19 protein-coding genes and 11 pseudogenes are annotated in these 23,934 nt (G+C 60.7%); 12 read left to right on the plus strand and 18 right to left on the minus strand.

All coding sequences use genetic code 11. The features are described 5' to 3' along the window. Positions 1–175: 175 nt before the first annotated feature. Positions 176–1,048: pseudogene (locus IVB07_RS34725) on the minus strand (IS5 family transposase); the annotation flags it as partial. 1,441 nt (positions 1,049–2,489) lie between these two features. Between IVB07_RS34725 and IVB07_RS34730 the strand changes: the two are divergent. Further along, positions 2,490–3,290 carry a glycosyl hydrolase 108 family protein gene (locus IVB07_RS34730; RefSeq protein WP_083926563.1) on the plus strand — a complete coding sequence of 267 codons (801 nt, stop codon included), beginning with the start codon at positions 2,490–2,492 and terminating at the stop codon, positions 3,288–3,290. 706 nt (positions 3,291–3,996) lie between these two features. On the opposite strand, the pseudogene IVB07_RS34735 reads toward IVB07_RS34730, so the two are convergent. From IVB07_RS34735 to IVB07_RS34765, 7 genes and pseudogenes are all read right to left on the minus strand, one after another. After that, positions 3,997–4,256: pseudogene (locus IVB07_RS34735) on the minus strand (transposase); the annotation flags it as partial. A 120-nt stretch (positions 4,257–4,376) separates the two neighbouring features. Continuing rightward, positions 4,377–4,829 (minus strand): annotated as a pseudogene (locus IVB07_RS34740) (transposase); the annotation flags it as partial. Between the two features lie 48 nt (positions 4,830–4,877). Then, entirely contained in the window at positions 4,878–6,263 is a 1,386-nt protein-coding gene (locus IVB07_RS34745; protein ID WP_247767405.1) for a transposase, read from the minus strand. Then, the gene (locus tag IVB07_RS34750; protein WP_088930824.1) at positions 6,260–6,550 is read right to left on the minus strand and encodes a hypothetical protein; all 291 of its coding nucleotides are present in this window, start codon (positions 6,548–6,550) and stop codon (positions 6,260–6,262) included. The genes IVB07_RS34745 and IVB07_RS34750 overlap by 4 nt, the downstream gene beginning before the upstream one ends. A gap of 209 nt (positions 6,551–6,759) precedes the next feature. Next, positions 6,760–7,578, minus strand: a pseudogene (locus tag IVB07_RS34755) (IS66 family transposase); the annotation flags it as partial. Positions 7,579–7,651: 73 nt separating this feature from the next. Further along, positions 7,652–7,999: an IS66 family insertion sequence element accessory protein TnpB gene (gene tnpB / locus IVB07_RS34760; RefSeq protein ID WP_008545089.1), complete on the minus strand. Its 348-nt coding sequence runs from the start codon at positions 7,997–7,999 to the stop codon at positions 7,652–7,654. Beyond that, positions 7,996–8,364 (minus strand): transposase, encoded by a 369-nt coding sequence (locus IVB07_RS34765; RefSeq protein WP_245288547.1) that lies wholly within the window; start codon positions 8,362–8,364, stop codon positions 7,996–7,998. Before IVB07_RS34765 ends, tnpB begins: the two co-directional genes overlap by 4 nt. A 108-nt stretch (positions 8,365–8,472) precedes the next feature. On the opposite strand from IVB07_RS34765, the pseudogene IVB07_RS34770 reads away from it, so the two are divergent. Further along, a pseudogene (locus tag IVB07_RS34770) lies at positions 8,473–9,469 on the plus strand (IS5 family transposase); the annotation flags it as partial. 89 nt (positions 9,470–9,558) lie between these two features. Then, positions 9,559–10,296, plus strand: a pseudogene (istA, locus tag IVB07_RS34775) (IS21 family transposase); the annotation flags it as partial. Positions 10,297–10,573: 277 nt separating this feature from the next. On the opposite strand, the gene IVB07_RS34780 reads toward istA, so the two are convergent. Both IVB07_RS34780 and IVB07_RS34785 read right to left on the minus strand, forming a co-directional pair. Continuing rightward, positions 10,574–12,163 carry an ISL3 family transposase gene (locus IVB07_RS34780; protein WP_026233831.1) on the minus strand — a complete coding sequence of 530 codons (1,590 nt, stop codon included), beginning with the start codon at positions 12,161–12,163 and terminating at the stop codon, positions 10,574–10,576. Positions 12,164–12,232: 69 nt separating this feature from the next. Further along, a pseudogene (locus IVB07_RS34785) lies at positions 12,233–12,601 on the minus strand (integrase core domain-containing protein); the annotation flags it as partial. A gap of 15 nt (positions 12,602–12,616) precedes the next feature. Between IVB07_RS34785 and IVB07_RS34790 the strand changes: the two are divergent. Together IVB07_RS34790 and IVB07_RS34795 are read left to right on the plus strand one after the other, a co-directional pair. Beyond that, complete coding sequence (locus IVB07_RS34790; protein ID WP_018459529.1) at positions 12,617–12,760, plus strand: hypothetical protein; 144 nt, start codon at positions 12,617–12,619, stop codon at positions 12,758–12,760. 274 nt (positions 12,761–13,034) lie between these two features. Continuing rightward, positions 13,035–13,712, plus strand: a complete 678-nt coding sequence (locus IVB07_RS34795; RefSeq protein WP_247440375.1) for a hypothetical protein — start codon at positions 13,035–13,037, stop codon at positions 13,710–13,712. Here the strand turns inward: IVB07_RS34795 and trbK-alt are convergent. Both trbK-alt and IVB07_RS40845 read right to left on the minus strand, forming a co-directional pair. Further along, positions 13,649–13,903 (minus strand): putative entry exclusion protein TrbK-alt, encoded by a 255-nt coding sequence (trbK-alt, locus tag IVB07_RS34800; RefSeq protein WP_083926562.1) that lies wholly within the window; start codon positions 13,901–13,903, stop codon positions 13,649–13,651. The two genes, IVB07_RS34795 and trbK-alt, sit on opposite strands and share 64 nt — an antisense overlap. A 44-nt stretch (positions 13,904–13,947) precedes the next feature. Next, positions 13,948–14,112 (minus strand): annotated as a pseudogene (locus IVB07_RS40845) (conjugal transfer protein TrbJ); the annotation flags it as partial. 46 nt (positions 14,113–14,158) lie between these two features. Between IVB07_RS40845 and IVB07_RS34805 the strand changes: the two are divergent. After that, positions 14,159–14,368, plus strand: a complete 210-nt coding sequence (locus IVB07_RS34805) for a hypothetical protein (RefSeq protein ID WP_018459526.1) — start codon at positions 14,159–14,161, stop codon at positions 14,366–14,368. A 202-nt stretch (positions 14,369–14,570) separates the two neighbouring features. Here IVB07_RS34805 and IVB07_RS34810 read toward each other — a convergent pair. The 3 genes and pseudogenes from IVB07_RS34810 to IVB07_RS34820 all read right to left on the minus strand — a co-directional run. Continuing rightward, a pseudogene (locus IVB07_RS34810) lies at positions 14,571–15,734 on the minus strand (IS701 family transposase); the annotation flags it as partial. A gap of 796 nt (positions 15,735–16,530) precedes the next feature. Further along, a complete protein-coding gene (locus IVB07_RS34815; protein WP_247401223.1) occupies positions 16,531–16,740 on the minus strand; it encodes a DDE-type integrase/transposase/recombinase in 210 nt (69 codons plus the stop codon). 81 nt (positions 16,741–16,821) lie between these two features. Next, a complete protein-coding gene (locus tag IVB07_RS34820) occupies positions 16,822–17,064 on the minus strand; it encodes an IS3 family transposase (RefSeq protein ID WP_247338499.1) in 243 nt (80 codons plus the stop codon). 133 nt (positions 17,065–17,197) lie between these two features. Between IVB07_RS34820 and IVB07_RS34825 the strand changes: the two are divergent. After that, positions 17,198–17,341 (plus strand): annotated as a pseudogene (locus IVB07_RS34825) (IS3 family transposase); the annotation flags it as partial. Positions 17,342–18,330: 989 nt separating this feature from the next. Here the strand turns inward: IVB07_RS34825 and IVB07_RS34830 are convergent. Then, the gene (locus IVB07_RS34830) at positions 18,331–18,753 is read right to left on the minus strand and encodes a flavin reductase family protein (protein ID WP_083926464.1); all 423 of its coding nucleotides are present in this window, start codon (positions 18,751–18,753) and stop codon (positions 18,331–18,333) included. An 8-nt stretch (positions 18,754–18,761) separates the two neighbouring features. On the opposite strand from IVB07_RS34830, the gene IVB07_RS34835 reads away from it, so the two are divergent. Further along, positions 18,762–20,033, plus strand: a complete 1,272-nt coding sequence (locus tag IVB07_RS34835) for an alanine racemase (RefSeq protein WP_018457197.1) — start codon at positions 18,762–18,764, stop codon at positions 20,031–20,033. Positions 20,034–20,434: 401 nt separating this feature from the next. Next, positions 20,435–20,839 (plus strand): annotated as a pseudogene (locus tag IVB07_RS34840) (IS5/IS1182 family transposase); the annotation flags it as partial. Positions 20,840–20,921: 82 nt separating this feature from the next. On the opposite strand, the gene IVB07_RS34845 reads toward IVB07_RS34840, so the two are convergent. Together IVB07_RS34845 and IVB07_RS34850 are read right to left on the minus strand one after the other, a co-directional pair. After that, positions 20,922–21,230: a hypothetical protein gene (locus IVB07_RS34845; protein WP_018457199.1), complete on the minus strand. Its 309-nt coding sequence runs from the start codon at positions 21,228–21,230 to the stop codon at positions 20,922–20,924. A gap of 46 nt (positions 21,231–21,276) precedes the next feature. After that, on the minus strand, positions 21,277–21,720 hold the full coding sequence (locus IVB07_RS34850) for a hypothetical protein (RefSeq protein ID WP_247293533.1): 444 nt from the start codon (positions 21,718–21,720) through the stop codon (positions 21,277–21,279). A 296-nt stretch (positions 21,721–22,016) separates the two neighbouring features. On the opposite strand from IVB07_RS34850, the gene IVB07_RS34855 reads away from it, so the two are divergent. From IVB07_RS34855 to IVB07_RS34865, 3 genes are all read left to right on the plus strand, one after another. Continuing rightward, the gene (locus tag IVB07_RS34855; RefSeq protein WP_157643000.1) at positions 22,017–22,565 is read left to right on the plus strand and encodes a hypothetical protein; all 549 of its coding nucleotides are present in this window, start codon (positions 22,017–22,019) and stop codon (positions 22,563–22,565) included. A gap of 89 nt (positions 22,566–22,654) precedes the next feature. Continuing rightward, the gene (locus tag IVB07_RS40540; protein ID WP_018457201.1) at positions 22,655–22,822 is read left to right on the plus strand and encodes a hypothetical protein; all 168 of its coding nucleotides are present in this window, start codon (positions 22,655–22,657) and stop codon (positions 22,820–22,822) included. 361 nt (positions 22,823–23,183) lie between these two features. After that, positions 23,184–23,666 carry a BsuBI/PstI family type II restriction endonuclease gene (locus tag IVB07_RS34865; protein ID WP_083926465.1) on the plus strand — a complete coding sequence of 161 codons (483 nt, stop codon included), beginning with the start codon at positions 23,184–23,186 and terminating at the stop codon, positions 23,664–23,666. Positions 23,667–23,934: the final 268 nt, after the last annotated feature.

A 23,934-nucleotide genomic window follows, 5' to 3' on the forward strand; every position in this document is an offset into this window, starting at 1 on the left:
CCCTCCAGCGCACCGAAGCCAATTTCACCGTCGGACTTGCCGCCGAAGCTGAGATGCGCCTCTTCAGGTAAGATCGAGGAAGTCGCCCCCCACTTGTTCACTTCGACGATGCGCCAGCAGCCGGAAAAAAGCCTTGGCGAAGCCGGGCACCTTGGTCGTCAGCCGCCCTCCGTGATCAACCATTGTAGGCGGCAGCAGCGAAGGTAAAAGCGATCCGCCCCGATCACGGCCACGGAAGCGGGTCTTCTCGTGCCCGGGGACCGTCTGGATCCAGCCGAATGCCTCCGCGATGCGCTTGCGGATGCTTTGGCTGACGGCATAGCTGCCGCGCCCGTCGTTCGCCGTCGATAGCAGAGCGGCCGCCGCTGGTGTTCTGCGCCACATGTGGCGTCACGTTCATCGAGCGCAGCTCGTTGACGAAGTCTTCTGCATCTTAGGCTTTGTCGGCGGCAGGCGGATCGCTGTCGGCCGGTCGGCACGCGGCTCGATCATGTGCAGCGCGGCGACCATTCGGCATGCCCGTTCACCAGCGTCAGGCGGGCGTCGACCAGGCCGCGATGAAGCAAGGCTTCGTTTCCCTGCCTTACCCTGCGGTACAGCTCGGCATCCGGATCGGTGGTCGAAGCATGGGTGTCGTTGGAGCGTTTCTGGCCGTGGAAGTCCGCTTCGGCATTGCGCCCGCCACCTGGCGCCGGCAACTCGCTGGAGCCGTCCTGCGGTTTGACGCTCTTCATCGAGGCCCAGGCCTCGATCAGGTTCTGTCGACCGAGAAGTATTCGCTCGACGGAAGCCTCGTCATCTTGGCTGCGCCAGCACCGCCGCGAGGAACTTGGCCGCGATGTCAACTAGCAGCCGGTCGCGGTTCTTCGAGAAACCCGAATGGTCCCAGGCTGCGTCGTCGGCGCCGGATTCCGATGAACCAGCGGAACAGCGGGTCGTAGTCTGGCCGCTCCATCAGAAGCCGCTCCGAGCCGATCGAATAAAACGCCTGCGACAGCATCGCCCGCAGCAGCTTCTCCGGGGGGATCGACGGCCGCCCAATCGGCGAAATAGAGCGCGGCAAGCTCGCGCTCCAGCAGGTCTCGAACCCGTTCCTCCAGCCGCGGGGCGTCCGATGCGGCGACCACATCCTCAGCCGCACTCGCCGCTGCCTTGCCCCTTCGATTATCAATCATCTCCACGGAGACCAGCGTCGGGAGGAGGGCCCATGGCGACGGACAACATAGCTGATCTACATGCCCGGTTGCAACGTCTCGTTGACAGCCAAGAGCTTCTGCTCCCTCATAAACCGCCGCTCGCGGGCAAGGCCGGTGATGACTCCACCTTCGAAAACGTCTCTGACCAGGCGTCGCTCCTCCGGCTAACGCCGGTGTCCGCTCAAAATTCTGAAGGCTGTTGCGCAGCAAGCCGGCATGTCGCCTCTTGATCAAAATGCCAGGGCCGACCCGCCCTAAATGAAACGCGCACTCATATACGCCGTCAATTTGGTAAGGCGGCACTTTCGACCATGCCGCTCAAGACCCATCGAAACGACACCGTAAGATCGCCCGGCTGGTGAGAACGTGGCTGAGGTTCTTGCACCGGCGTCAGCTCGATTGATTTCTCACGATGACCGCACGTGCCTCGTCAGTGTGTCGGGACGGAGCACCTTTTAGCGCGCTATTCACGCCTGCCGCGTTCTTTTGAATGCTATTGTCGCTGTGTATCGCTAGCTTCATCGCGAACTCGGAGAAGGCACATGGACCTAGCATTCTGCAGCCAGAAATGAAGTCCGCATGATCGCGTCGCGCTACGGGTGGACGGCAAGCCAGTCTCGGCCCCGCTCCCGAGGGAGGTGTTGCGAGTTGCCTGCGACTGGATCTCGCCTGTTCGAGCCGAGGAGTACACATCATGACCAGCCCCAACGCGCCCCATGGGACGAGGTATCGGTAGTTACCGAACACGAGCGTGCCCAAGGATCGTCTCCAAAATCACCGATGGCACGTCAGGTCGTCGTGGACACCGCGGCGCCTTTTTCGGGGCTCACGATTCCTGGACCGACGCGCGAACGAGCGGCAATTCATATAAGACATATCCTGGCCACGCAAAGTGTCACTGTGATTGGGGCAAACGTTTGGTCGTGCGGGAGACGAAACCTAGACAGGTATGCTCTGGGCACGCTCGGTTTGGGTGAGGTCCGATGGCGCGGACGGGTCCAGCCACTGTGCCTTACGAGCAACCCGACCGCCGACGGTACCTCTAGGAGAGCGTCGTGAGACGTTCCGAATGCTGATCGGCAGTGACTTGGGCAGTGACCAAGTCGCACGGTCCGTAGTTGCTCGTGAATCGGTTCGAAGCGGGCGGTCGGATGAGAAAGCCGTCCTGCGCGAGAAGCAACAACCATTCGATATTAAGCACACCTGAAACTTAACAATGAGACGGTGTGATGAGAGTATGCCGGTCTGGGCGCTAAGAGTCTCCACGACGAAATTTCAGCTGGGAAAACTGCTATGGCAATCGGAGGTCTACCATCGTGTCTGGCCGTAACTCTCAAATATGAAGGTGGATACTCGAACGATCCAAACGATCGGGGGAATTGGACTGGCAAGAAGCGCGGCGTCGGAGTTTTGAAAGGAACGAAATACGGGATCGCTGCTCATGCATATCCGAATCTCGACATCAAAAACCTGACGCTTGATGATGCAGAGTCAATCTATGAAAGAGACTATTGGAACCCAGTGCGCGGTGAGAGCCTCCCTTACGGCGTCGATCTTGCGACGTTTGACGCTGGCGTAATGTCCGGACCTCGGCGAGGCGTTCGCTGGTTGCAAGCGGCAGTCGGCGCGAAACAGGACGGCCTTGCCGGAAGCGAGACGATTGCGAAGACGATCGCCGCGAACGGCAAAGCGACCATCCTGAGGATTTGCGCCAAACGGCGAGGTTTTGTGCAATCCCTTTCGTCGAGCAACTTTTTCGGGAGAGGCTGGTCGCGGCGCATTGCTGAGGTTGAAGCGAAAGCCGTTGCCCTGTGGCTGACGCGCGGGGCCGGCAAGCTAACGGAAGAAGACCGTGCGGAGATCTATAACGATAGCATCGCTGCACGAAACAAGGCTGTTGCCCACACGAAGAGCGCGAAGTGGACTTGGACCGTCGGTGTGGCGCTTGGCGGCGGCGATACAATCCTAAGCCGCGGCCCCAACTTGGTCGTTATTGGGATCGTCGCTGTTCTCATGATCAGCGGGGTCGTGCTCTGGAACAAGGCCCGCCACAATAAGGAGCGAGCCTTGGCCTACAAGGCCGTGGGTGCTTGATGAGCAGTTCATTTTTCGAGCTGCAGAGCCCCTTTTTATCGCGATAGTTTCTGAGCCGAGACAAAAATACTCCATTGCCGGCTCAGTGCTTCCTTCGTATCCAGTCGTCGCAGGTCCGGTAGTCAGCGCCTGAGCAGGGTAGGATTTCTTTGTACACCTCAGCCGCCGGCTTGAGCCGCCGAATAGGACGCCGTGCGCTCGTTGCAGCCCTCGGCACGAAGCCGATCGCGCTGCTCGGTAGTCTCCACGCCTTTCGCGATCGTGGTGATGTTGAGGTGACCTGCCGCTGCTCCAGTAGGAGTTAGAGTCCGGGCCGAAGAAGGACGGACAGATGAAGCGAGCACGGTTCACGGAAGAGATGGGGTATTCGGTCCCGATCGCCTGACCGATTGCCGCGCGGCACGTTTTGGCTGACGATCATGGACCAACTCCATCCGGAAAGGAGGAAAGCCATAATCTACGTCGGCCTCGATGTTTCGCTGAATTCCGTTGCGGTATGTGCAGTGGACGAGACCGGAAAGCTTATCCGGGAGGGAACCACGTTGGCAGACGCGCCATCGATTGTTCAGTACCTCGAACCATGGGCTGGTCAAGTTGAGCGGGTTGGCCTTGAGGCAGGACCGATGTCAGAATGGCCCGCGCCGCGGCCGAACAAAAGAATGGACGCGATGCCCGCAATCGTCATCGGGGCGATCATTAAAAATCGCTTGTCTATCTCATCCGTCGAGTGCAGCTTGGCGCGATGTGCGGCGGGAACGTCATGTAGGCCAGCACATCGGTCTCGGCCTCGTCGAGGAAGCCGGCGAGCTTGGGTAGCTTGGGGCGGAGCTGATCGGCGACCTTCCGCCATTGCGCTCGTGCGGTCTCGGCATCGCCCTGGGCAAACGCAGTGGCGATGAAGGCGGAAACGACACGCCGTCCGCTTTTCTCGGCATGGGCCAGCGCATTGCGCATGAAGTGGACGCGGGGGTCGTTGAAGAAGGTGCCAATAGATCTCGCGCGATGCAGAGATCGGCCCTATCATGGCCCTCGCGTCAAAGCTCGCTCTACAGCGCGATCTGAAGCCGCAAACGCACTATGAGGGACAATCCAACGCAGAATAAGCGCAAGGAGAGCAGTTGCCAGCCGCTTGAGGTTGATGCCGGCGGCCGTGAGGTAGGCCTGGATCTTCATATTCGGTAGACCGCGCCGTATGGCGCGCGCCAGTCCATGCCAAGTTTTGGCTTCGCCGTGGAAGCCCTCTGAGCGCCAGCGATGCCGTTGATAGAGATGTCGATCCTGCTTACTCCATCGCTCGTGACGGCGGCGGGCACGCAGCAGTGCCGGATAATGGTCACCGACAACGACCGCTTTGTTAACTCGCCCTTTGGATAGGCAATCGCCCTTGAGCGGACACCGGGCGCAATCCTTCGCCTTCGAGTAAAAGAAACGGCCGTGCTTGATGAGCCGCGCGGGGCGCAAGATACGCCCTCGCGGGCACTTCAAGATGTCGTTTTTGGCATCGTACCGGAAGCGTCTGAGCGGTACGCGACTCTTGATGTCAATCGGCATTGGACTGGGACCCCCGTATTGCCGCATCAGCAAATGTTACCCTGATGGCACGGATACGAGGTCGACTGATCGGCCGCGCCAGGTAGCTTTCCCGGCTTGCTCGACGAAAGGGGCTGTGGGCGGGTCGGGCCCTACATAGCCCGAGCCGTCCACAACCCCGGGCGATGGAGCGGCGGTCGAGGCATCCGCAAGCGGCCGCTCCGCGACCAACTGCTCGGCCGTCTTTTGTCTAAGCGCCCTTAGCAGGCGCTGCACGATCGAATGCTGTCTCGCCCCGAACTCCTCGGGGTGAGTCTCGCTCAGCCGACCGACGATTGTGAGCGCCGTCAGTTGCGGCTGCTCCGCGAGCCAGCCCTCGATAGCAGCAATATGCGGGTCGAGCTTGGACGGCATGCGAACCCTGGTTTTATAGGGCCGACGAGTCCGCCGGTGCGTGGCACGCGGCTCGCCGGCGGTCACCCTCTTGCCGAGCGTCTTCGCGAACGTCGCCGCGGTCACCGGCGCGTTGCTCGCGTGAGCGGATTGCAGGCCACGCGCCTGTCCGGCACGACGATCGACGCGATTGCCGAGTTCGTTCTGGGTTGCGCGAATCTCGGCCAACAGCGCGACCGGATCGAGCGAGCGATACTGATCGCGCAGCCGTTTCTTCACGGCGGCGGTCACCTTGGGATGCGCTAATGCACGCTCGTAGGGCGTCGATGGGGGATGATAGCGCTTGATCACTTTAGCCCCTTCGCGGCGCTTCTCCTTCAGCTTGAACGAGGGCTGGAAGAAGTTGACGTAGAGCCGCGCCGCCGCATAGAGGCGGCCCATCACGCGCGCCGTCTCGACGCCATCGAAGCGGCCATAGCCCATGAGGCGGCGGACGACGGCACCATTCTTCTGCTCGACGAATGCTTGATCGTTCTTCTTGTACGCGCGCGAGCGCGTCACTTCGAGCTTCTGTTCGCGATACCATGGCACGACGACATCGTTCATGAAGGCGCTGTCGTTGTCGAAGTCAACGCCGCGCAACAACCAGGGGAACAGGCTCTGTGCGCGGTTGATCGCTTCGACGACCAGCGAACCCTCCCGCGTCAGCAACGGCAGGCACTCCGTCCAGCCAGTGGCGATATCGACCATCGTCAGGGTCTGGATGAACGAGCCGGCCACCGACGTGCCGCCATGCGCGACCATGTCGACCTCGCAGAAGCCAGGCACCGGGCTGTTCCAGTCATTGAACGTGCGGATCGGGACCTCGCGCCGGATTGCCGAATAGAATCCGGCACGGCGCCGCCTGCCGCCGCTCGCCGCAATCTTCACATCGACGAGCAGGCGATCAATGGTGGCGGCGCTGATGGCCAGAACACGATCACGGTCCGCCTGGCCAAGCCGCAATCGGCCATGTTGCTCGAGCGCCGGCAGCAAGGTCGGAACCATCACCTTGAGCCGCTTGCCGCACACCCGATCCGCGCCTCCCACAGCGCCGTCATCGCGTCCTTGATCGTCGTACCATATCTACGTTTACGCTCTTGCGGTTTCTCGACCTTGCTGGGCCCAACCGTCGTGCGCCGCCGGAGTGCGCGCATCGCATGCTTACGATGCCAGCCCGTCGTCGCGCACAGCGCGTCGAGGATCCGTCCCTTTTCCGCCCGCTTGGCCGACCGGTATTGCTCCGTCACTGCTGACACCACTTCGCGCCGCGCGCCCATGCTGATCTTTCCCGCCATAGTGGCCACCGAACCAATTCGGTGGCACCGACCCAATCATCGGCGAGAAGTTTTCCAGTAACATTTTGAATGAGGCAATGCGCAACGTAATTGGGCGCCGATCCGCGGATCTCATCAAGGCTCGTGGCATGCCATAAAGCCGGATAGATAGCTGCAAACGATCGTTAGCCAAAACAAAGCGAATGGCCTTGCAAAGCGGGGACCGTCCATAGATAGGTCCAGAGCCGGCCGGTCCTGGTCTTGCCCTTGGCCAGGACCGCCACCGTGGTGTCATCCGCGTGGATGCGCTCCGCCGCGAAGACGTGGCTCCCGATCGCATCGACCAGAGGCATCAGGGTTGCCGCGGAGGCACCTACCCAGTCCGCGAGCGTCGATACGTCGAGGTCGATGCCTTCACGCTGATAGACATCGCTCTGACGATGAAGCGGCAGGTGCAGGCCGTACTTGGCGAACAGGACATGGGCAAGCAGCTTGGACCCTGCACGCCCGCGCGCAATCGGATGCGAGGGGGCCGGCGGTTGAGTGATCGCTTCGCAGGCCCGGCAGACGAGCTTCTCGCGCACGTGCTGGATCACCTTCCACTGGCGCGGAACGAGCTCCAGCGTCTCGGTTACGGCCTCGCCAATCTTGCGCAATCGGCTGTCGCCGCAGCATGGGCAGGAAGCCGGCACGGGATAGACAATGCGCTCCCGCGGCAAATGCTCCGGCAGCGGCCGGCGGGCTGGCTTGCGGCGCTCGAACGATGGCGCCGCAATCTTCTCGGCTGCTATCTGCGCCGCGGTCTCAGCTTGAGCCGCGTTCTCCTCCAGGTCGGCCAGCTGTAGCTCGAGCTGGTCCAGCAATGCGCCTCGCTCGGAGGACTGTCCGAACTGCTCGTGCCGGAGCTTCTTGATCGTGAGCTTGAGCTTCTCGATCAGCAATGTTCCCGCCTGGGCTTCCGCTTCCGCGGCCAACCGGGCCGCTCGCTCGGCGCGCAGCATCGTCTGCAGCGTGGTCACATCGTCGGGAAGAGAATCATCGGGGCCCATCGCCGACCAGAGAATCACAAGACGCGATCTCTGTCCGAACCGCGGATCCTGTCACCCATTCAAATCCCAGCGATCAGCCAGCCGCCTGCGGTCGCCAGGTCTGTTGCGGCATCCGCCAGTCGATGCCCTCCAGCAAGTAGCCAAGCTGGGCAGGGGTGATTGTCACCACTCCATCAGCCGACGACGGCCACAGAAAGCGGCCACGCTCCAGCCGCTTGGCGTAGAGCGACATGCCCAGTCCATCGTGCCAAAGGATCTTGATCAGCTTGCCGCTCCTGCCACGGAACACATAGAGGTCGCCGCCGTGCGGGTCTCGCTTGAAGGCTTCCTGCACCAGCAAGCCCAGCGAGTTCATGCCGCGGCGCATATCGGTGTGGCCGGTCGCAATCCACACCCGCACGCCCGACGCAATCGGGATCACCGTAGGCGTCCATCTGCCAGCGCCGCCACGGCGGCCTTCAGCGTCGCCGCGTCGACCGCGCCCGTGATCCGCATCCGAGCCCCGGCCGCAAACTCGATCTCGATCGACCCGCCGTCGTTGGCCGGCGCGACTGGACAGGACGTCGGTCCTGCCTCCGCGACCACTACCGCCGGTACGAAGCCAGGTGGATCGGCGGCATCCTTCGGCTCAGGCCGAAACGACCGTCGCCATCGCAGCAGCAATGAGGGCGAAACGCCGTACCGCCGCGCGGTTGCAGCGACCTGGCGCGGCCCCTGTAAGCTCTCCAGGACGATCTTGAGCTTCTCATCCTCGGACCAGCGCCGTCGCCGGCCCGTGTCTACCACCTCAAGCCGTTCGACTTGGGCACTGCGCCTATCACTGTCCATAAGGACAGTTCTCAACAATACGCCTCATTCGGCAAGGCGGCCCTCACCGGGCGGATACGTCATAGGCGCAAGCGGCTCGGAAGTAAGCTTGAGCTCTTACTGGCGAGAGTCTCAGGGTGGCGCACCAAGCCGGCGCGTTGCGGACGCGCGATCTCGAGCGGGTGACGGTGGACACTACCGTGCAGCCCAAGGCCATCACGTTCCCGACCGATGCCAAGCTGGTCCATGCGGCGATCAGGGGCTCAACCGGCTGGCCCGCGCATGGCCTTGAGCTGCGGCAATCCTATCGGCGCATCGCCAAGCAGGCGGCGATGATGGCGGTCGTTATGCCCATGCCAAACAGTTCAAGCGCCATCGTCGGCAATTGCGCCTGCTGCGGTCGCGGCTCGGCCGCCTGATCCGAGACATCCGCCGCAAGATCGCCGGCCAGCCAGAACTCGAAGCTGCGTTCGAGCAACCGCTTTCGCGCGCAGGCCAGATCCGCTCCCAGGAGCAGCGGCAGCGCGGATACAAGCTTTACTCCTTCCACGCACCCGAGGTCGAATGCATCGGTAAGGGCAAGGCCTCAGCGCCGTATGAGTTCGGCGTCAAGGCTTCGATCGTCACCACCAATGCCCGCGCCCCGGGCGGCCAGTTCGTGCTGCACGCCAAGGCGCTGCCGGGTAACCCATATGACGGGCACACGTTCGGCGAGGTCATCAACAGCACCGAGACGCTCACTGGCTGCGGAATCGAGCGCGCCTATGTCGACAAGAGCTACCGCGGTCTCGAAACAGTAACCCGCGCCGCGTCTTCATCTCGGGCCAGAAGCGTGGCGTCTTCGGGGTGATCAAACGCGAACTCAGGCGCCGCTCCGCCATCGAGCCCGTGATCGGTCATATGAAGACCGACGGACACCTCGGCCGCTGCCATCTCAAGGGCCGCGACGGCGATCCGGCAAATGTCGTCCTGACCGCCGTCGGCCACAATCTTCCTCGCCTGGCTGAAGCTTTTGCTGCACCTAATCCTGAACGCTTTGATGCAGCTGCTCCCTCGCACACCCGCGCTCAAACCAGATTCTTAACGGAGGACTATTTGATCCAATTGCAACAACGGAAGCCTTTGACGCTGGTCTCTTCTAGCTCGATTGCGATCGTATGACCAAACCCCACCTTCCGTCATCGCCACGCGGCGGGTGCGGTGATGCAGACCGACTATGCCGGTCCGACGGTGGAGGTGATCGATCCGCAAAGCGGCGAGATCCGTCAGGCGCAGATATTTGTCGCGGTGCTCGGGGCCTCGTCGCTGACCTTCGCTATGGGAAGCTTCGGTCAGCGACTACCAGATTGGATCGAAGGCCAGACCCGAGCCTTGTCGTATTTCGGCGGAGTTCCCAAGGCGATCGTCTGCGACAATGTGAAGGCCGGGGTCGTCAAGGTGTTGTGGTTCGAGCCGACGCTCAACCAAACCTTTGCCGCCATGGCCGAGCACTACGACACGACGATTTTGCCGACCCGCAGCCGCAAGCCGCGGGACAAGGGCAAGGTTGAAGGCGCGGTGCTGATTGTTGAGCGCTGGATTCTGGCACGGCTGCGCCATCGGCGGTTCTTCAACCTGACCGATCTCAATACTGCGATCGCCGATTTGCTGGAGGAGCTGAACCATCGGCCGATGCGCCATACCGGCAAATCCCGCCGGCAGCTGTTCGAGGAGATCCAGCGCGCTGCGTTGAGGCCGCTGCCGGGCGAGCCGTTCGAATACGCCGAATGGAAAATGGCGAAGGTCCACCCGGATTATCATGTCGAAGTCGACAAGACCTTTTACTCGGTGCCGCACCGGCTGATCGGCCGTCGGGTGGACGTCCGGCTCACCTATCGGGCCGTTGAGATCTTCCAGGATCACCAGCGTGTCATCCCCTGATTGACGCTCGGCTTCCATCCTGATTGCCGCGCCGCAACAGTCCCGTCATCTCGTCCAAATAGCATCCATAGCGAGTCCCCCGACCTACAAAGACCATTCTAGCCGACCGCACATCCGCACGCGATCATTTCTGGGCGCAGACGCCAATTGAGCGAGCGCGTAGGATTCTCACGACCCCCTTTCGGATCGTCGCGCGCGCGCCTTGGGATCTTCCGCATATTTGGTGCAGCTCTCCTCTTCACGTGTCGTCCTAGGCGACTGTGCGTTGTCAGTCGGTTGCCAGCACCCTATTTCTGAGCAGTGCAAATCCCGAACGACCGTACATCTGGCGCTTCATCGTCTTCAGCCGGTTGATATGTCCTTCCACGGGGCTGGTACTCCAGGGTTGCTTGATCGCTCCCCGAACAGCTGCAATGTCCCTGGCGATACCTCGTGCCAGGGCAGCCAGTTCGCTGTTCGAAGCATCCTCGATCCATTGCTGGAGACTCGCATCATCTTGTCCCCGTATAACTCCCGCGAATCGTCGCGCGAGCCTGGCGGCGTCCGAAAGTTCCGGCGCAACCTCCAGGAGATGGTGAAGGAACAGCTCCGTTTGCTCATCGAGCAATGTAGGCTCTCCCATTAGGAGCCGTGCACAATTACGGCGCGAAGGCAATCGCCACTGCACATTTGACGGAGCATTCGATAAACCTTGCTTTCGCACGGCAGTCCATCGGTAGATTGTCGCCTTGCTGCCTTCAAAGCCCATGAGCTTGATTTCGGCCCATAGTTGCGACCCGCGGCGTTCACCTTCGTCCCAGCGCTTTTCTAGATAATCTTGGAAACCAACGATGACTGAGTGCGCGCGCGGCCTCCGGTGCTCAGGCTCACCACCCGCGGCAAGCCAGCGCTCGACCGTCCTCACACTCATACCGATCCGCAGCGCGATCCTGCGCGGCGCCAGGCCATTGGCGCGTAGGTCGAGGATTTCGGCATAATGTGAGCGGCGCTCGCTCCGTCGCTTGCGGCGCAGCTGATCAAGTTTTGTGGAAGCCTCTTTGGGCCGCGATTCGGGCTTAGCGTTATCTTCACGGACTACCTCCGCAGCCACGGCCTTTGCAGCGGCACCGAGGGCGTTGCGATGACGGCTAACTGCCAAATGCAGCGCATCGCTTAGGCTTTGAAGAAGATGAAAACGGTCTGCCACCTGCATTGCATCGGGAGCGCCACGACGGGCACCCTTGGAATAAACGCCGGCACGATCGCGGGCAATCACTTCGATGCCTGGATGGCGTTTTAGCCAATGCGCGACCGTATTGGCGTTTCGGTCCGGCAAAAGATCGATGACGCGATTGCGTTCAAGGTCGCAGATGATGGTTCCGTAGCGTTGCCCCTTGCGCCAGGCCCAGTCGTCAATGCCGATCACACGCAGCGGCTCTGGCGGCTTGAACTCGACCGCGCGGATCATCCGTAGCAGTGTGTCGCCGCTGGCAGGCATACCAAGCTTGCGAGATAGTCGTGCACCCGGCTTTCCGCCGATCGCGAATCCGATCGCCAATTGCCTGTCGCAGAGACGGGAGGTTCGTCTCGCTTTCGATCGCGCAATTTGCGGCAACCGCTCCGTGAAAATCTGTCGTGGGCATTTCGAGTTAGCGCATCGAAAGCGTCGTGCGCGAAGACGGATCTCAACAATCCGATCCTGCCACGGCAGATCAGCTAAGCGGCGCACGTAATGGCTGTGCACGCGGTCGGTCTGACAGCCGCAACAGGGACAGCTTGAGACCGCTGACTTCGGCCGAGCCAGTAGGATCACTTTATCGGCCTCCCGAAGGATCTGAACAATCGAAAGCTCGGGGGAGACGAGCGAGTGGTAAGGCATGGATATATGAGGTGGTCCCGGTTGTCTGAACAGCAATTCGGCGTCGATAAAGTGAAGCTTCCGCCAAAATTAAGCTGCCGCGCGGAACGGCAGCGGATTGAAGTAAGCTTGATCCGGGGTGCCGCCGTCAAGGCTCGAGTGAGGACGCCGGCCATTGTAAAAGTCGAGGTATCGGCCGATCGAGGCGCGGGCGTCGGACACGGTGTCGCAGGCGCGCAGATAGACCTCCTCATATTTGACGCTGCGCCACAGCCGCTTGACGTACACGTTGTCGCGCCAGGAGCCCTGGCCGTCCATGCTGATGGCGATGCCGTGACTGGCGAGCACGCCGGTGAACGCCGCGCCGGTGAACTGCGAGCCCTGGTCGGTGTTGAAGATGTCCGGCTTGCCGTGGCGAGCGAGAGCATCCTGCGTCTCGACGCAGAATGCGGCTTGAAGCGCCGCACCAACGAGATGGGCGCGCTCGCTGGGTTCGAGAAATCCGGCCACTTCTTCTTCAACAAGCCGTTCGGCCGCGGCTATGAAGACGGCCTGGTCTCGGCCATCGCGATCTGCGACATGCTCGCTGCTCAATTTTGTGACCCGGCGGTTTTCTGAAGGCCACGGCCTCACGGTGCGCATCGGAAGCGAAACTCGCCTCTGGTGCGGCGATTTGAACGTCTTCCGGTGGCATCATGATTGGCCGGTTCTGTCTGGTTCGACGATTCATAGCGTACTCATGGCGCTGGAACATTGACTCCACAAGAAGATCGATCGCGGCGAATCTGTCGACACGTGGATTAGCCGCATCCTGAAGGAGAGCGAGTCGCTGGCATTCGCCGGCCTCCTTTCGATGTTGGCAAATACTGTCCCGCCCTGTTTCGCCGGCGTCTTGAAGCCGCTTCTTCAGAACTGGGTGCTTTTGGATTGGGACCGCCAAGCCTCTACGCTACGAAATTCGGACAGTTCCGGTCCCATGGGGCTTTGGATACACCAGCCACGTGCGATGATCGAGCTTGGCCGCGCTTGGCATCAGATGCCCCACCGTCGAAACATGCTGCTCTACATCGGCGGCGGCATCGTTGAAACGCTGGTCGCCGATGAAGCCGAGCGGCCCTTCCTCGCACAGTTGCGACCGGGATGGGTTGCCGATCTCGACGGCGAGGAACCGCCGAAGAGCGAACGTCTCAACCCCGACAACTACACCTTCGAGATGCGCGACGGAAAGCGCGTGGCTGTCAGCTTCGAGTGGTCGGACGAGGTGAGGCAGAAGAATCACGAAGATCTTCAGCGCATCGCCACGGACCAGACGATTGCCAACTTTCCTTTCCAGATGCGGCAACTGCTCAATTCAGGCGAGCGTTTCTCGCAGGTCCAGCTCCCGCAGTTCTGGGAGTTTGTCCAGGGCCTTGAAGGCCTCTCGCCGCGGCTTGCCCATGACGGCGATCCGTTGCATCACATCGAAGACTTGCTTTGCGGCGCCATCGCTGCGCTCGTCGTCAAGCATCATGAGTGGCTCGCGGCCGATCGGAGCGCATGGGCTGGTGTCGCAGTAAACTGGAAGCCGTGATCGGTCTCCTCCCAGACCGCTCTGCAGTGCGGATCTTCGGCATCCTCCGGTCCAAGCGCGCGGCAGCGGCGCAGCTCGGCCGAGAGATCATCGGGTGCGGAGATGGCGGGCACCTCGGATACCGGCCGCGGCGCCGGGCGCCGATGGATGTAGGACAGCGTGACCATGAACACGGCCAACAGGGCAACCATCGCGATTGCGCGCCGGAAATCCGAGCGATCTATCTTCTGCGCCTTCAGTTGCTGCTGAACATGGTGACGTTGCCCGGCTGGTAGCCGCCCCGCGTCGAGAAGATCTTGTATTGCTGAGCGCCTTGCGACTCCGTCGCCGTCACTCGCGCCTGCTCCAGCGCGTCTGCGCGTCCCTTTGCGGCCAGAACCGCGACAACGCCGTTCGAAATGTTCGAGCCGCGCGGCCGCACCCTCCGCGATCAAATCGAGAGACACATGGACCGGAATCCCGGCGATTGGTCGGTCGAGCATTTGTTCGGAGAAATCGGGGCGTTCGACTGCTCGCGGGCGCGTTTCGCTGCGATGATCGAGGAGACGGTTCATCCACTGTCGCGAACGGGGGACGGGCAACTACGGATAGTGGACGCGCTCAACAAAGTCCTCACGCGAGACGGCTATCATCTAGCATTACAGTTGTCTTTTTGATTTGACGTGAGCGCGTTGAGCGGCAGCCTGATGAGCTCTGCGCCAGAAAGACCATGCGATGATGCGTGCGGGTTGAATACGCTTTCGAGCAAGTCTGATGGCAATGCGGCGGATTTCCTGGATTGACCAACGGATCAGTGGCGGTGTGGTTATGCTTTGGCTTTTGCCGGGGGGCGAGGTTTCGTTTTTTGGGCGGTGGCGGATTAGCGCGATGGCGGATCGCCGCCAGCATGGCGAAGGCGAGCATCACCAGGGACACGTGGCGATGCCAGCCATGCCAGGACCTGCTCTCGTTATGATCGAGCCCGAACTCGTTTTTCGCGGTTTCAAAGCTGTCCTCGATCGCCCATCGATGGCCTTCGACCGCGACCAGCGTTTCAATTGATGTTCCCGCTGGGCACCAGGTGGTGAAGAAGGCGAGATCGCCATCGGCGATATGGCGACGGATCAGCAGACCGCGCGTCCATAAACCATCATTTGCGCTGTTGAACTGCTCGGCCTCGAGGTCGGCCAGTTCGAGATAACACCAGTCGTGCAGCCGCGGTCCTTTGGTTCCGGCTCCCGCCGACAGGCGCTTCCAGTCGGACGGGCGCCGCGTCCGGGCGAGGTCCGCGGCCGTACCGGCGACCGGCGGTCGCTTGCCCCAGGATCGAAACACATGAGCGCTGCTGACCCCGAGCACGTAGCCTTTGCCTGCCCGACGTAGTTGCTGTTCGATGTCGCCAACACCGTAGACCGTGTCACCGGCAACCCACTTGAATGGTACAGACGCGGCTATCGCACGTGCGATCATTCTCGTCGCAAGCTTTGGTTTGGTCGCAAAGCAGACATCGGGCACGTATGCGGCTTCCAGACGATCTGGATCGTCGGTCCATTCCTTCGGAAGATACAACGCGCGATCGATGAACGCATGACCATGACGCGAAACGTAGGTAGCGAAGACGCCGATCTGGCAGTTCGTGATCTTCCCTGCCGAACCAGTGTATTGCCGCGCCACTCCGCACGAGGCGTTACCCTGCTTGAGAAAGCCGGTCTCGTCGATCACCAGCACCGCATCGTCATCCGCCAAGTGCTCGATGACATAGTCCCGGACGATATCGCGCAGGGCATCAGCGTCCCAATCCCCGCGACCCAGGATCGCCTGCTGCCGCCATGGGCCGGGATCGCCAGCCGCCTCCGCGCGCATCCAACCGGTCTTGCGCTGCTCATCTCCGAGCAGACCTTCCAGGAACAGGCCTGCATTCGTCGCCACACGCTCTTGCGTGAACAACGGACGTATCCGCTGCTTGACCTCTCGAAGCGACGCCGCCCACAACGCAAGCGTCTCCTCAACCGACGCGGCCCGCGTCCACGACATTCGAATCATGGTTGCCCATGGATTCAGAAGCGCGCAAAAAAGGCAACTGTAATGCTAGGGCTTCTCGGAATTCCGGCGACTCCAGCATAAGTAAAGAGCACATGTACTAACCAGTGAAATGAAGGCAGCCGACCAGCGCGGTCTTTCGAGACCGCGCGGGGCAGAAGGTCGACTCTCGGACCGCCTCATCCGGCTCATCGCAAAACCTACATTACATCCGGACTTGGCGGGCGTCGCTGCCGCCCTCCAAAATCCGCAGCAACCAACGGCTCTGCCCCGCGTCCCTAGCAATCAGTGTGCCGCAAAAGGGGTGGTGCGAGTGTTGCTTAAAGAATGGCAAAAACCTCGTGCTTCGCACTGAGGCGGCGGGCTACGCGCCAGCCTTACTGTCGGACGTCCTACATGCACGTCTTCAACCGGACACGGCTCATCACAACGACACGGACCGTCAGTGAAGAGATCACCTCTGGTGCCGTTGGAACGTGTTCCCGCAACCATGATTGAAATGGACCCCGATTTTAGGACCAGAGGCTTAGTTGGAAAAGGGCCGCTCCGTTTGATAGACGGAGGGCATGAGGACGAAAAGACACGACGGAAGATCGACGCGGCGTTGAAGGCAAAGATCGCGCTGGAAGCCGTGCGGGAGCAGGCGACGGTGGCCGATCTGGCCAGCGCCATGAGGTTCACGCGAACCAGATCTATGCCTGGAAGAAGCAACTGCTGGACCAGGCGGCCCGAGCTTTTGACGCGGGTGTCCGGCGGGAGAGCGAGGACGTGCGCGAACGCGAGGCCACAAGATCTATCCCTATCTGCTGCGCAACATGACGATCGTGTTGAAAATCTCCGGCGTGCCGTACGTCGCCAGCGCCTCTTCCAGAGCCGCCACGCAGAACGAGACGTCCATCGTGTTCGACAACCGCCACGCCAGAACCGCACGGCTCGCCCAGTCGATGACGGCGACGAGATAGAGAAAGCCACGGCCGATGGGCAAATACGTGATGTCGGCCGCCCACACCTGGTTTGGCCGGTCCTGGCGCCGGCTTCGTCGTGTTCGGCTTGGCTTTCGGACGCCGGCCCCGTATGCGCGGCAATACCGTCATGGGGCCGGCATCCGAAACCCGGTCCCAGCGCCGCGATGCCCATCTTGCGCATCAGGCGCTGCACGCGTCTTGCGATTGACCTGAAGCCCCTCAGCCTTCAGCATGGTGGTCATTCGCCGCGAGCCCAGGAACGGCCAGGCGGTGAACAGCTCGTCGATCCGCTGCATCAGGGCAAGGCCGTTGTCGTTGGCCGGCCGTGGCGGCCGGTAGACCCCAGAGCGCGCGATGCCAAGCAACATGCATTGCCGGCGGATCGACAGCGCCTGGGTCGGCGCGATCGAGCATTCCTCGACGGTCCGGCGTGCTCATCTTCCGGACCTCCGTGCTAAAAAATCGCGCTCGACTGTCAGTTGTCCGATCTTGGCGTGCAGCTTCTCGATCTCCGACCAGGGCAGTCAGTTCACCAGTGCGCCTTCACCCGGCGCGTTGGCGGGCGCAGGGATCAAGATCTCCATGGATGGCCGCGGTCGTTGGATGGACAACGTCTTCATCGAGCGGCTGTGGCGGTCGCTCAAGCAATGAGGACATCGTGTGCTGTGGAAGTCAGGCTTCGGCATGAAGCCTGACGAAGCTTTGTCAGAGATGGAGGAGGGCCCTCCGAGGTCGGCCTGCAGGGGAAGACTTCAAACCAGTCCGAGCTGCGAGGGTAAAGAGCCCTGGTGGTGAGCGTTGGAAGAAAAGGCGGAGGAAACTCCGTCAGGTGAGGTCCGAGGAGACGAACGTAAGTAAACCGCTGATGACGTGTCGTAACATGTTCTATCGACGTCGAAACCGGCATCAGGATGTCTATCCCGCGAGCAAGGGTTGGGGGGAGCCTGCTGACTGCCCCACCGGCGTCCGGCATGAAGGCGGCGTGACCTCGGATCAGGCTTTGACAAGGAACACAGGAACCTGTCGCTCCGATGTGAAGGGAGGACTCCAAGCGGCCCGTCGCCGCAAGGAGCAGAGTACCGATGCGGAGCACAGGGGCGGAATCGAACCCTCGCCTATCCAGCTGAAAGTACATCAATTTTTGATCGAAGGCGTTCCAGTGTACCTGCCAGTGGACCCAGCGCTCTTGGCGTCGCTGCCGCGGTGCGACACTGTGCCGCCGTACCCAAGTCGCGTGCGTATCACGCGTTCTGCGAAAGAGATCATCAGCACCGTGCTGTGCGCTATCGCACGCGAAGAGGACCGCCCGCTTCTGGCCTTCGCCGGCCTCTGGACAAATTGGACGAGCGTCCGAAAGGCAAGGCGGGCATCCTTGAGTTCATCGGCAATACTCAACGCGAAATCGCGATTCTGGATCGACAACTGCTTGCGGGCTTCAACTTGCACGACTAGCCATAATCCAAGAATGAGCGTTGCGGCCAAAATACGCGTATGGCCCTAGCCCAGGCGCACGAGGCGTGCGCAGCGCGCTTCACCATCTAAATCCTGCTGGTCCGCCATGGAGCAAACAGGAGAGCCTGCGGCAGCGATCAGGTTGAAATCGGGCGAGAGCCGATCTCGACATACTCGGAGTTTTAATATGCGAGGCCAGACAGCCGCTGGGACAGTCCGACGTCGACGAGGCGTCCGACGACGATCCCGTGCGAATACCGTTCGATGATCTCGTCGACTTCGCATTCGAGTGCAGCCAATGCCTCGCCAAGCAAGGGCACGCCACTGGCACCTCTCGTCCAGGAGAAACCGTCGAAACGCTCTTTGCCTTTGAATCGGCCATTACTGAAGCGTTCGGCAATGTCGCGTTGATCCGCGCCAAGGATATTCGCTCCAAAGGTCCTGTGGCGCGCAATTAGAGAAAACGAGGAGGCTTGCCTGTTGATGTTGACGAGAAGCTGCGGAGGATCGACGCTGAGCGAGGTAACCCGTTGAAGTTTGCGGGGACCCAGCGCGGCCCCTCGATCTTTGTCTGGCTTTTCACAGCCGTGTACGAAAGAAGACATCGCGCGCCGTGGCGCATGGCGAGCTGTTTCAAAGCGTAATCAGGCGGTTCAACGCGTGGGGAGCGCTGGCATGGTCGTTGCTCTCGCAGCCGGCAACAACGGCGCTGGCTACTCCCCTTCTGGCGCGCGAGGAATGGTGCAATATGAGCTTGGTAAGATCATTGGAAAGTGCGGAAGTTGATGCCTTCTATACGTTCGATGAGGGGCGTCTTGCATCCGTCACGCGCGAATTCACCGAGCATTTCTCAGGACGCGTGCTGTATGCGGTGAAGGCGAATCCGTTGCCCAAAATTCTTCACGCGGTCTCTCGCGCTGGAGTGGCCGGATTCGACGTGGCGTCGCTGGCCGAAGCCCGCCTTGTCCATTCGACTGTTCCCCGGGCCTGTTCATGGTTCATGAATCCCGTGAAATCTCGTCGCGATATCGAACGGACGTTCCGAGATCTGGGGGTTCGCGACTATGTCATCGATTGCGAAGCCGAGCTGCGGAAGCTCCTTGAGGTGCTGCCGTCGCATGATCCGGAAATACGAATCTACGTCCGGTTCAAGTGTAGCGGGACGTGCGCCATCTTAGACTTAAACGGCAAGTTTGGTGTCTCGCCCGCCGAAGCGAGCCGTCTGCTGGGTCTCGTCAACGCGCAATCGCGCTGGACCACGGGCTTGGCCTTTCACCCAGGTTCCCAAACGATCGTTGTCGATCCGTACCTGCATGGCATTCGGGCGGCCGTCGACATTATTGAAGCTGTTTCTCCGGCTCCCACAGCGCTCGATATTGGTGGCGGCTTTCCCGGCCATTATCTGAACGTCCCCTATAACTCTCCCTTGAGCATGCTCTCCGACATCACGAAACTTGTGCGCGAAACGGATGCACTGAAGCGTGTTGAACTCTTGTGTGAGCCCGGACGAGCACTGGTTCATGATAGCATCTCTTTGTTTTGCCGGGTGATCTTAAGAAAAGACGGGGCGCTCTACTGCGGCGCGGGCATCTACAGCGGGCTCTCACCTGCCCGGCAATATTTTCTGCTCCCCGCCCGTGCTTGGCGTGGGGGACGGCCGATCCAGACTGAGGAGTGGCAGGACTTCATCATCTTCGGCCCAACTTGCGACGGCACGGACAGGCTTGGATTCTCGTATTCACTGCCACGCGATTTGCACGAAGGCGATTGGATTGAATTCCAGAATGTGGGCGCCTATACGCAAATGGCGAGATTCAACGGGTTCTCGGTCGATAAGATCGTGGCTGTAGGGCAGGATGAACTTACCGTGTTGCCCGCCGCGTAGTTGCTCATGAACATACTAATCAGGTGAATTCTAAAGTTCGCCACATAAAGTCTGGTGGGCTTTGTGGTGGCAGAAGTTGGCGATGTCTCGTTTTGTAACCAGAGCGAACTGGCATAGAATGAGCCAGTGCATGGCGAAGCGGTAGGGCCTCGTGACCTCGCAGTGGCAATATCAAGTTAGGTTTGATGTCCGCGATACTGCGGTAGCGGAATCAATACGTCGAAATTTTCGCGATCCGGCACTGAGGCCTCTATTCGATATACTCACGGCGCATGGTGCGGGACCGAAATGTCAGTTCGACGCCTTTGCGGAGTATGTCGCCGCGGCAGAGGAAAACGGCGTCAAAAGTTATCCGCACCGACTTGCTCGGCGAGATTGTCCTTGGGCGTATGCTGGCGCTGGCGCGACGGGTGCTCGACCAGAAGCAGCACCAGCGGGGACCGAAGGTCTATTCGCTGCACGCGCCGGAGGTGGAATGCATCGGCAAGGGCAAAGCGCACCGGAGCGGCCACAATGCGCCGCCCGATTACAGGTTCAGGGTGTTCACCTCAGGCCAGAAGCGGCGGGTGACGCCAAAGATCAAACGCGAGCTGCGAAGGCGCTCCGCGGTCGAGCCGGTCATCGGCCATCTCAAATCCGAACACCGGATGGGCCGCAACTATCTCTGGCATCCCCAAGGCGACGCCACCAATGCCGTCCTCGCCGCCGCCGGTTACAACTTCCAGCGTCTCCTCCGCTGGCTGCAGCTCCTGTTGCGCCAAATCCTCGTCCAGCTCTTCCTACGGCTTCAGTTCGTCCCGAGCTGAAATCCAGGTTCTTCACGGACGACTAACTGACCTGCCTTCGCAGGCTTCAGTCGCCCACTTGGACGGGGCGACCCCGGCGCTTTTATTTGAGCGGCTCAAAATTGTGACGTTCTGGTCCACAATCGCCGCCCGAAGCAAGAGCATCTGCGGCGGACGTGTCGAGGATGAAGCACCAAGGCCGATTTTCGTTCTCGCTCGCGAATCTGCATCCGTCGCACGGGTGTTGATCCTCCCATTCCGCACCGTCAATCTCTGCCGGCGAGCAATCGCTGGTCTTGTCCGAATGAAGTCGGGAATGACACTCATCGCAAACCGCGATCAGCTCGAACACGAACTCGCGAAAGATGTGCTTGTAAGTTAGGTGATGGACCTGCGTCGCCTTGCGATCCAAACAGCCCTCGCAAATGCCCTTGGCTCGATTTAGTACCTTGGCGCGTCTAGCGCGCCATTCGGGGCAAGCAGGTAGTTGTCGTATTCTCTTTCAAAGCATTCATCGCCGTCTCTTTGCTTGCGAACATTCTTTTGGATGATCTCACTATATTGCGCGTCGCGGGCACGTTGAATTTCTCCGCGTGATCTTCCTTCCATGGTGGGCAATCGGCAAGTTCCGGGGTTTTATTCAGAGCAGAGCCGATTGATTGTGCGCAACGCAAACATTGGCGATAGAAATGGAGCGCGCCACCTGAATCAGGCCGTTGGCGAACTTCAAAAATCGACATGCTGGCAAAAGCCTTCGCGATACGAAGCAAGGTCCGCCTGCAATTCCGGGCTTTTCTGGATTTTGATTGATAACGCGTATCACTTGCGAGTCCTTGCCGAAAAGCGCCCTTCGTACTTGGGTTGCGCCAGTGAACTGCATACCTGGGCGCCGAATCCGTCATCGATTTTCTTTGCTAGTGTTAGTCGGCAGCCAATCCTTTGCTGGGTGGGGCGGCCGTGGGATCGATTTGAGGCGACCAGCTCGATTCTGCAGGTGGTCCTTGGCAAGGCAGCACGTGTATGCGCCGTCGACCGCGCAAAAAATGCGTTTTACAAAAATAAATGAGGGGAAGCTGCATTCAGGCGCACAAGCGAGCCAGCAAAAGGCCTTCACCGTGATGCAGCATTAGCACTGTACGACTATTCCACCCAGCACCTGGAAGCTGGGCTTCATCACCTTTCAAATGGAGATTTGACGATGCGAACCTGGCTTTTGGCTACTTCAATGTTGCTTGCCTGCTCGCCCCCCACGTTTGCCGAAAGTATCTTCGTCGACCGCGCGGCGGTTACGACGCGCGATGCATCTGAACTGGAAGTTGTCGCTCCCCCGGAGGTGCCGAAAGAAATCGCGGATGCGATCAAGGCCGCACCGAAGATCAAATCTGTCATCCCCATCACAAAGTCGGAGACGTTCACCCAGCAGGTCATCAAGGCCGATGAAATTGTGTTCGACAAGGACGCGCATCTGGTCTTGGCGAATTTTTCTCATCCTTGGGTCGCGATCGTCACCAAGACTCTCAAGTTCAGGGACGCTTCAGCTTATTCGTTCATCGAGCGCGATATGAGTAAACCCGCTGCAAATAACGGATACGTCGGCGCGGTGGGACAGAAAGGAGCAGACGATTTCGGTGAGACGAACCGAAGGGGCAACAATGGTCATCCGGGACAACCGGGTGGGGCCGGGCTCCAATGGATCGTCGATCACACTCCCCACAATCTACGTGATTGCGGAGAAGCTCCTCGATGACAAAGGAAAAGAGATACCGCCTGGCATTCTGAATCTCGCCGTTCTTGTGCGCGGACTTGATGGAGGCGTAGGCGGGCAAGGCGGCCGGGGTGGTGATGGCGGCCATGCCGGAAATGGAAAAGAGGGCGCAACTGGTCCGTTTGATTGCCACGAGGGACCTGGTCCCGGAGGAGATGGCGGCACTGCGGGCCAAGGAGGGCGTGGCGGCAACGGTGGTGCCGGTGGCGCCGGTGCGACACTCGTATTCGTATCGCTGAAGCGGGGAGCTGATACGTTCAGCTATGCTCGCGTCAACAACCAAGGTGGCCTGGGTGGGGTCGGTGGTCGAGGTGGAGCGCCGGGTACTCCCGGAGGCGGCGGCTCCGGCGCGGGAAGGAATGGGTGGTGCGGTCCCTCGGGTCCCGGCTCGCCGGGAGACTATCCCAACCCGGCGAATCTCGGTAGCGGCACAAATGGACCCGATGGGGCCAAGGGCGAGATGTTTGTCATCGCTGTCAAGAATCTCGATCCCTATTTCTGAGACGCAATACGACGACGCGCGCCTGTGGCGCGCGCAAATTTTTGGACACAACAGAGCCGGGCCGCCTGCGCGGCCCGGCATACTCGCCGGAGTCGATTATGCGGCCAGCGCTGGCTCCGACGCGCGTTGCGACATCCGCAGCACCTGCGGCAGCCAGCCCCTTGCCGGCCAGCAACCGCTCGGCGGCCTCGGGCATCGCGGGCTTCTTCAAATCCGCCAGTTGTGCCGCTGCTTCCTCCGACACGCCTTGGCAATCCAAACACCTGAGCAAGGGGGCCTTGGCGCGCATCACGCTCGTCCGCAAAGGCGCTTCCGCCGCCGACGACCGACTGCTGGTCACCTTCCCCAACGGCGAAACGCGGCGGATGAAGCCCGGCCCCAGCTCCGACATCACCAAGGCGGTCATCGAGGAGTTTGCTCCGAAGTTCCTGGTGAATCCCGCTGTTCTGTTCGTCACCGAAAGCGGCAACAAGGTCATCGAGAGGGACGATCATCTCGCGACAACGATCGGGATCGACATTAAGACCGACAAGGCTCTTCCCGACGCGGTCTTTGTGGACCTGGCTCCGGCCCATCCTTAACGAGCGCCGCAAAGAAGCGCTCCAAGCTCTTGCTGCCGCGACAGGCTTTCCGACAGAGCATCTGTGCTTTGTAACGGCTTTTCGGGACCGCAGCGCTGCTCGGTTGAAGAAGGCCGTCGATGCGTGCGCCTGGTGCAGCTACCCGGAATGCAACAGGCCGACCGTGTCTCGTCCCTTGGGACCTGCAAAAGTAGCAGCTTTACCGCGCCAAAGCACTAGCGGAATAATCAAGCAACGAATGCGCGGCATTTGCTCGATTATTGCGCTA

The organism is Bradyrhizobium sp. 172 (assembly GCF_023101065.1).
Classification (GTDB): Bacteria; Pseudomonadota; Alphaproteobacteria; order Rhizobiales; family Xanthobacteraceae; genus Bradyrhizobium; species Bradyrhizobium canariense_D.

What these genes read in the sequence shown, in the direction of transcription:
- IVB07_RS34730 (WP_083926563.1), top strand. Translation starts at nt 2,490, where the DNA reads ATGGCAATCGGAGGTCTACCATCGTGTCTGGCCGTAACTCTCAAATAT.
- IVB07_RS34750 (WP_088930824.1), bottom strand. Translation starts at nt 6,550, where the DNA reads ATGGCGGGAAAGATCAGCATGGGCGCGCGGCGCGAAGTGGTGTCAGCA.
- IVB07_RS34780 (WP_026233831.1), bottom strand. Translation starts at nt 12,163, where the DNA reads ATGCCTTACCACTCGCTCGTCTCCCCCGAGCTTTCGATTGTTCAGATC.
- IVB07_RS34790 (WP_018459529.1), top strand. Translation starts at nt 12,617, where the DNA reads ATGGGCGCGCTCGCTGGGTTCGAGAAATCCGGCCACTTCTTCTTCAAC.
- trbK-alt (WP_083926562.1), bottom strand. Translation starts at nt 13,903, where the DNA reads ATGGTTGCCCTGTTGGCCGTGTTCATGGTCACGCTGTCCTACATCCAT.
- IVB07_RS34805 (WP_018459526.1), top strand. Translation starts at nt 14,159, where the DNA reads ATGGACCGGAATCCCGGCGATTGGTCGGTCGAGCATTTGTTCGGAGAA.
- IVB07_RS34820 (WP_247338499.1), bottom strand. Translation starts at nt 17,064, where the DNA reads ATGTTGCTTGGCATCGCGCGCTCTGGGGTCTACCGGCCGCCACGGCCG.
- IVB07_RS34830 (WP_083926464.1), bottom strand. Translation starts at nt 18,753, where the DNA reads ATGTCTTCTTTCGTACACGGCTGTGAAAAGCCAGACAAAGATCGAGGG.
- IVB07_RS34850 (WP_247293533.1), bottom strand. Translation starts at nt 21,720, where the DNA reads ATGACGGATTCGGCGCCCAGGTATGCAGTTCACTGGCGCAACCCAAGT.
- IVB07_RS34855 (WP_157643000.1), top strand. Translation starts at nt 22,017, where the DNA reads ATGCGAACCTGGCTTTTGGCTACTTCAATGTTGCTTGCCTGCTCGCCC.
- IVB07_RS34865 (WP_083926465.1), top strand. Translation starts at nt 23,184, where the DNA reads ATGCGGCCAGCGCTGGCTCCGACGCGCGTTGCGACATCCGCAGCACCT.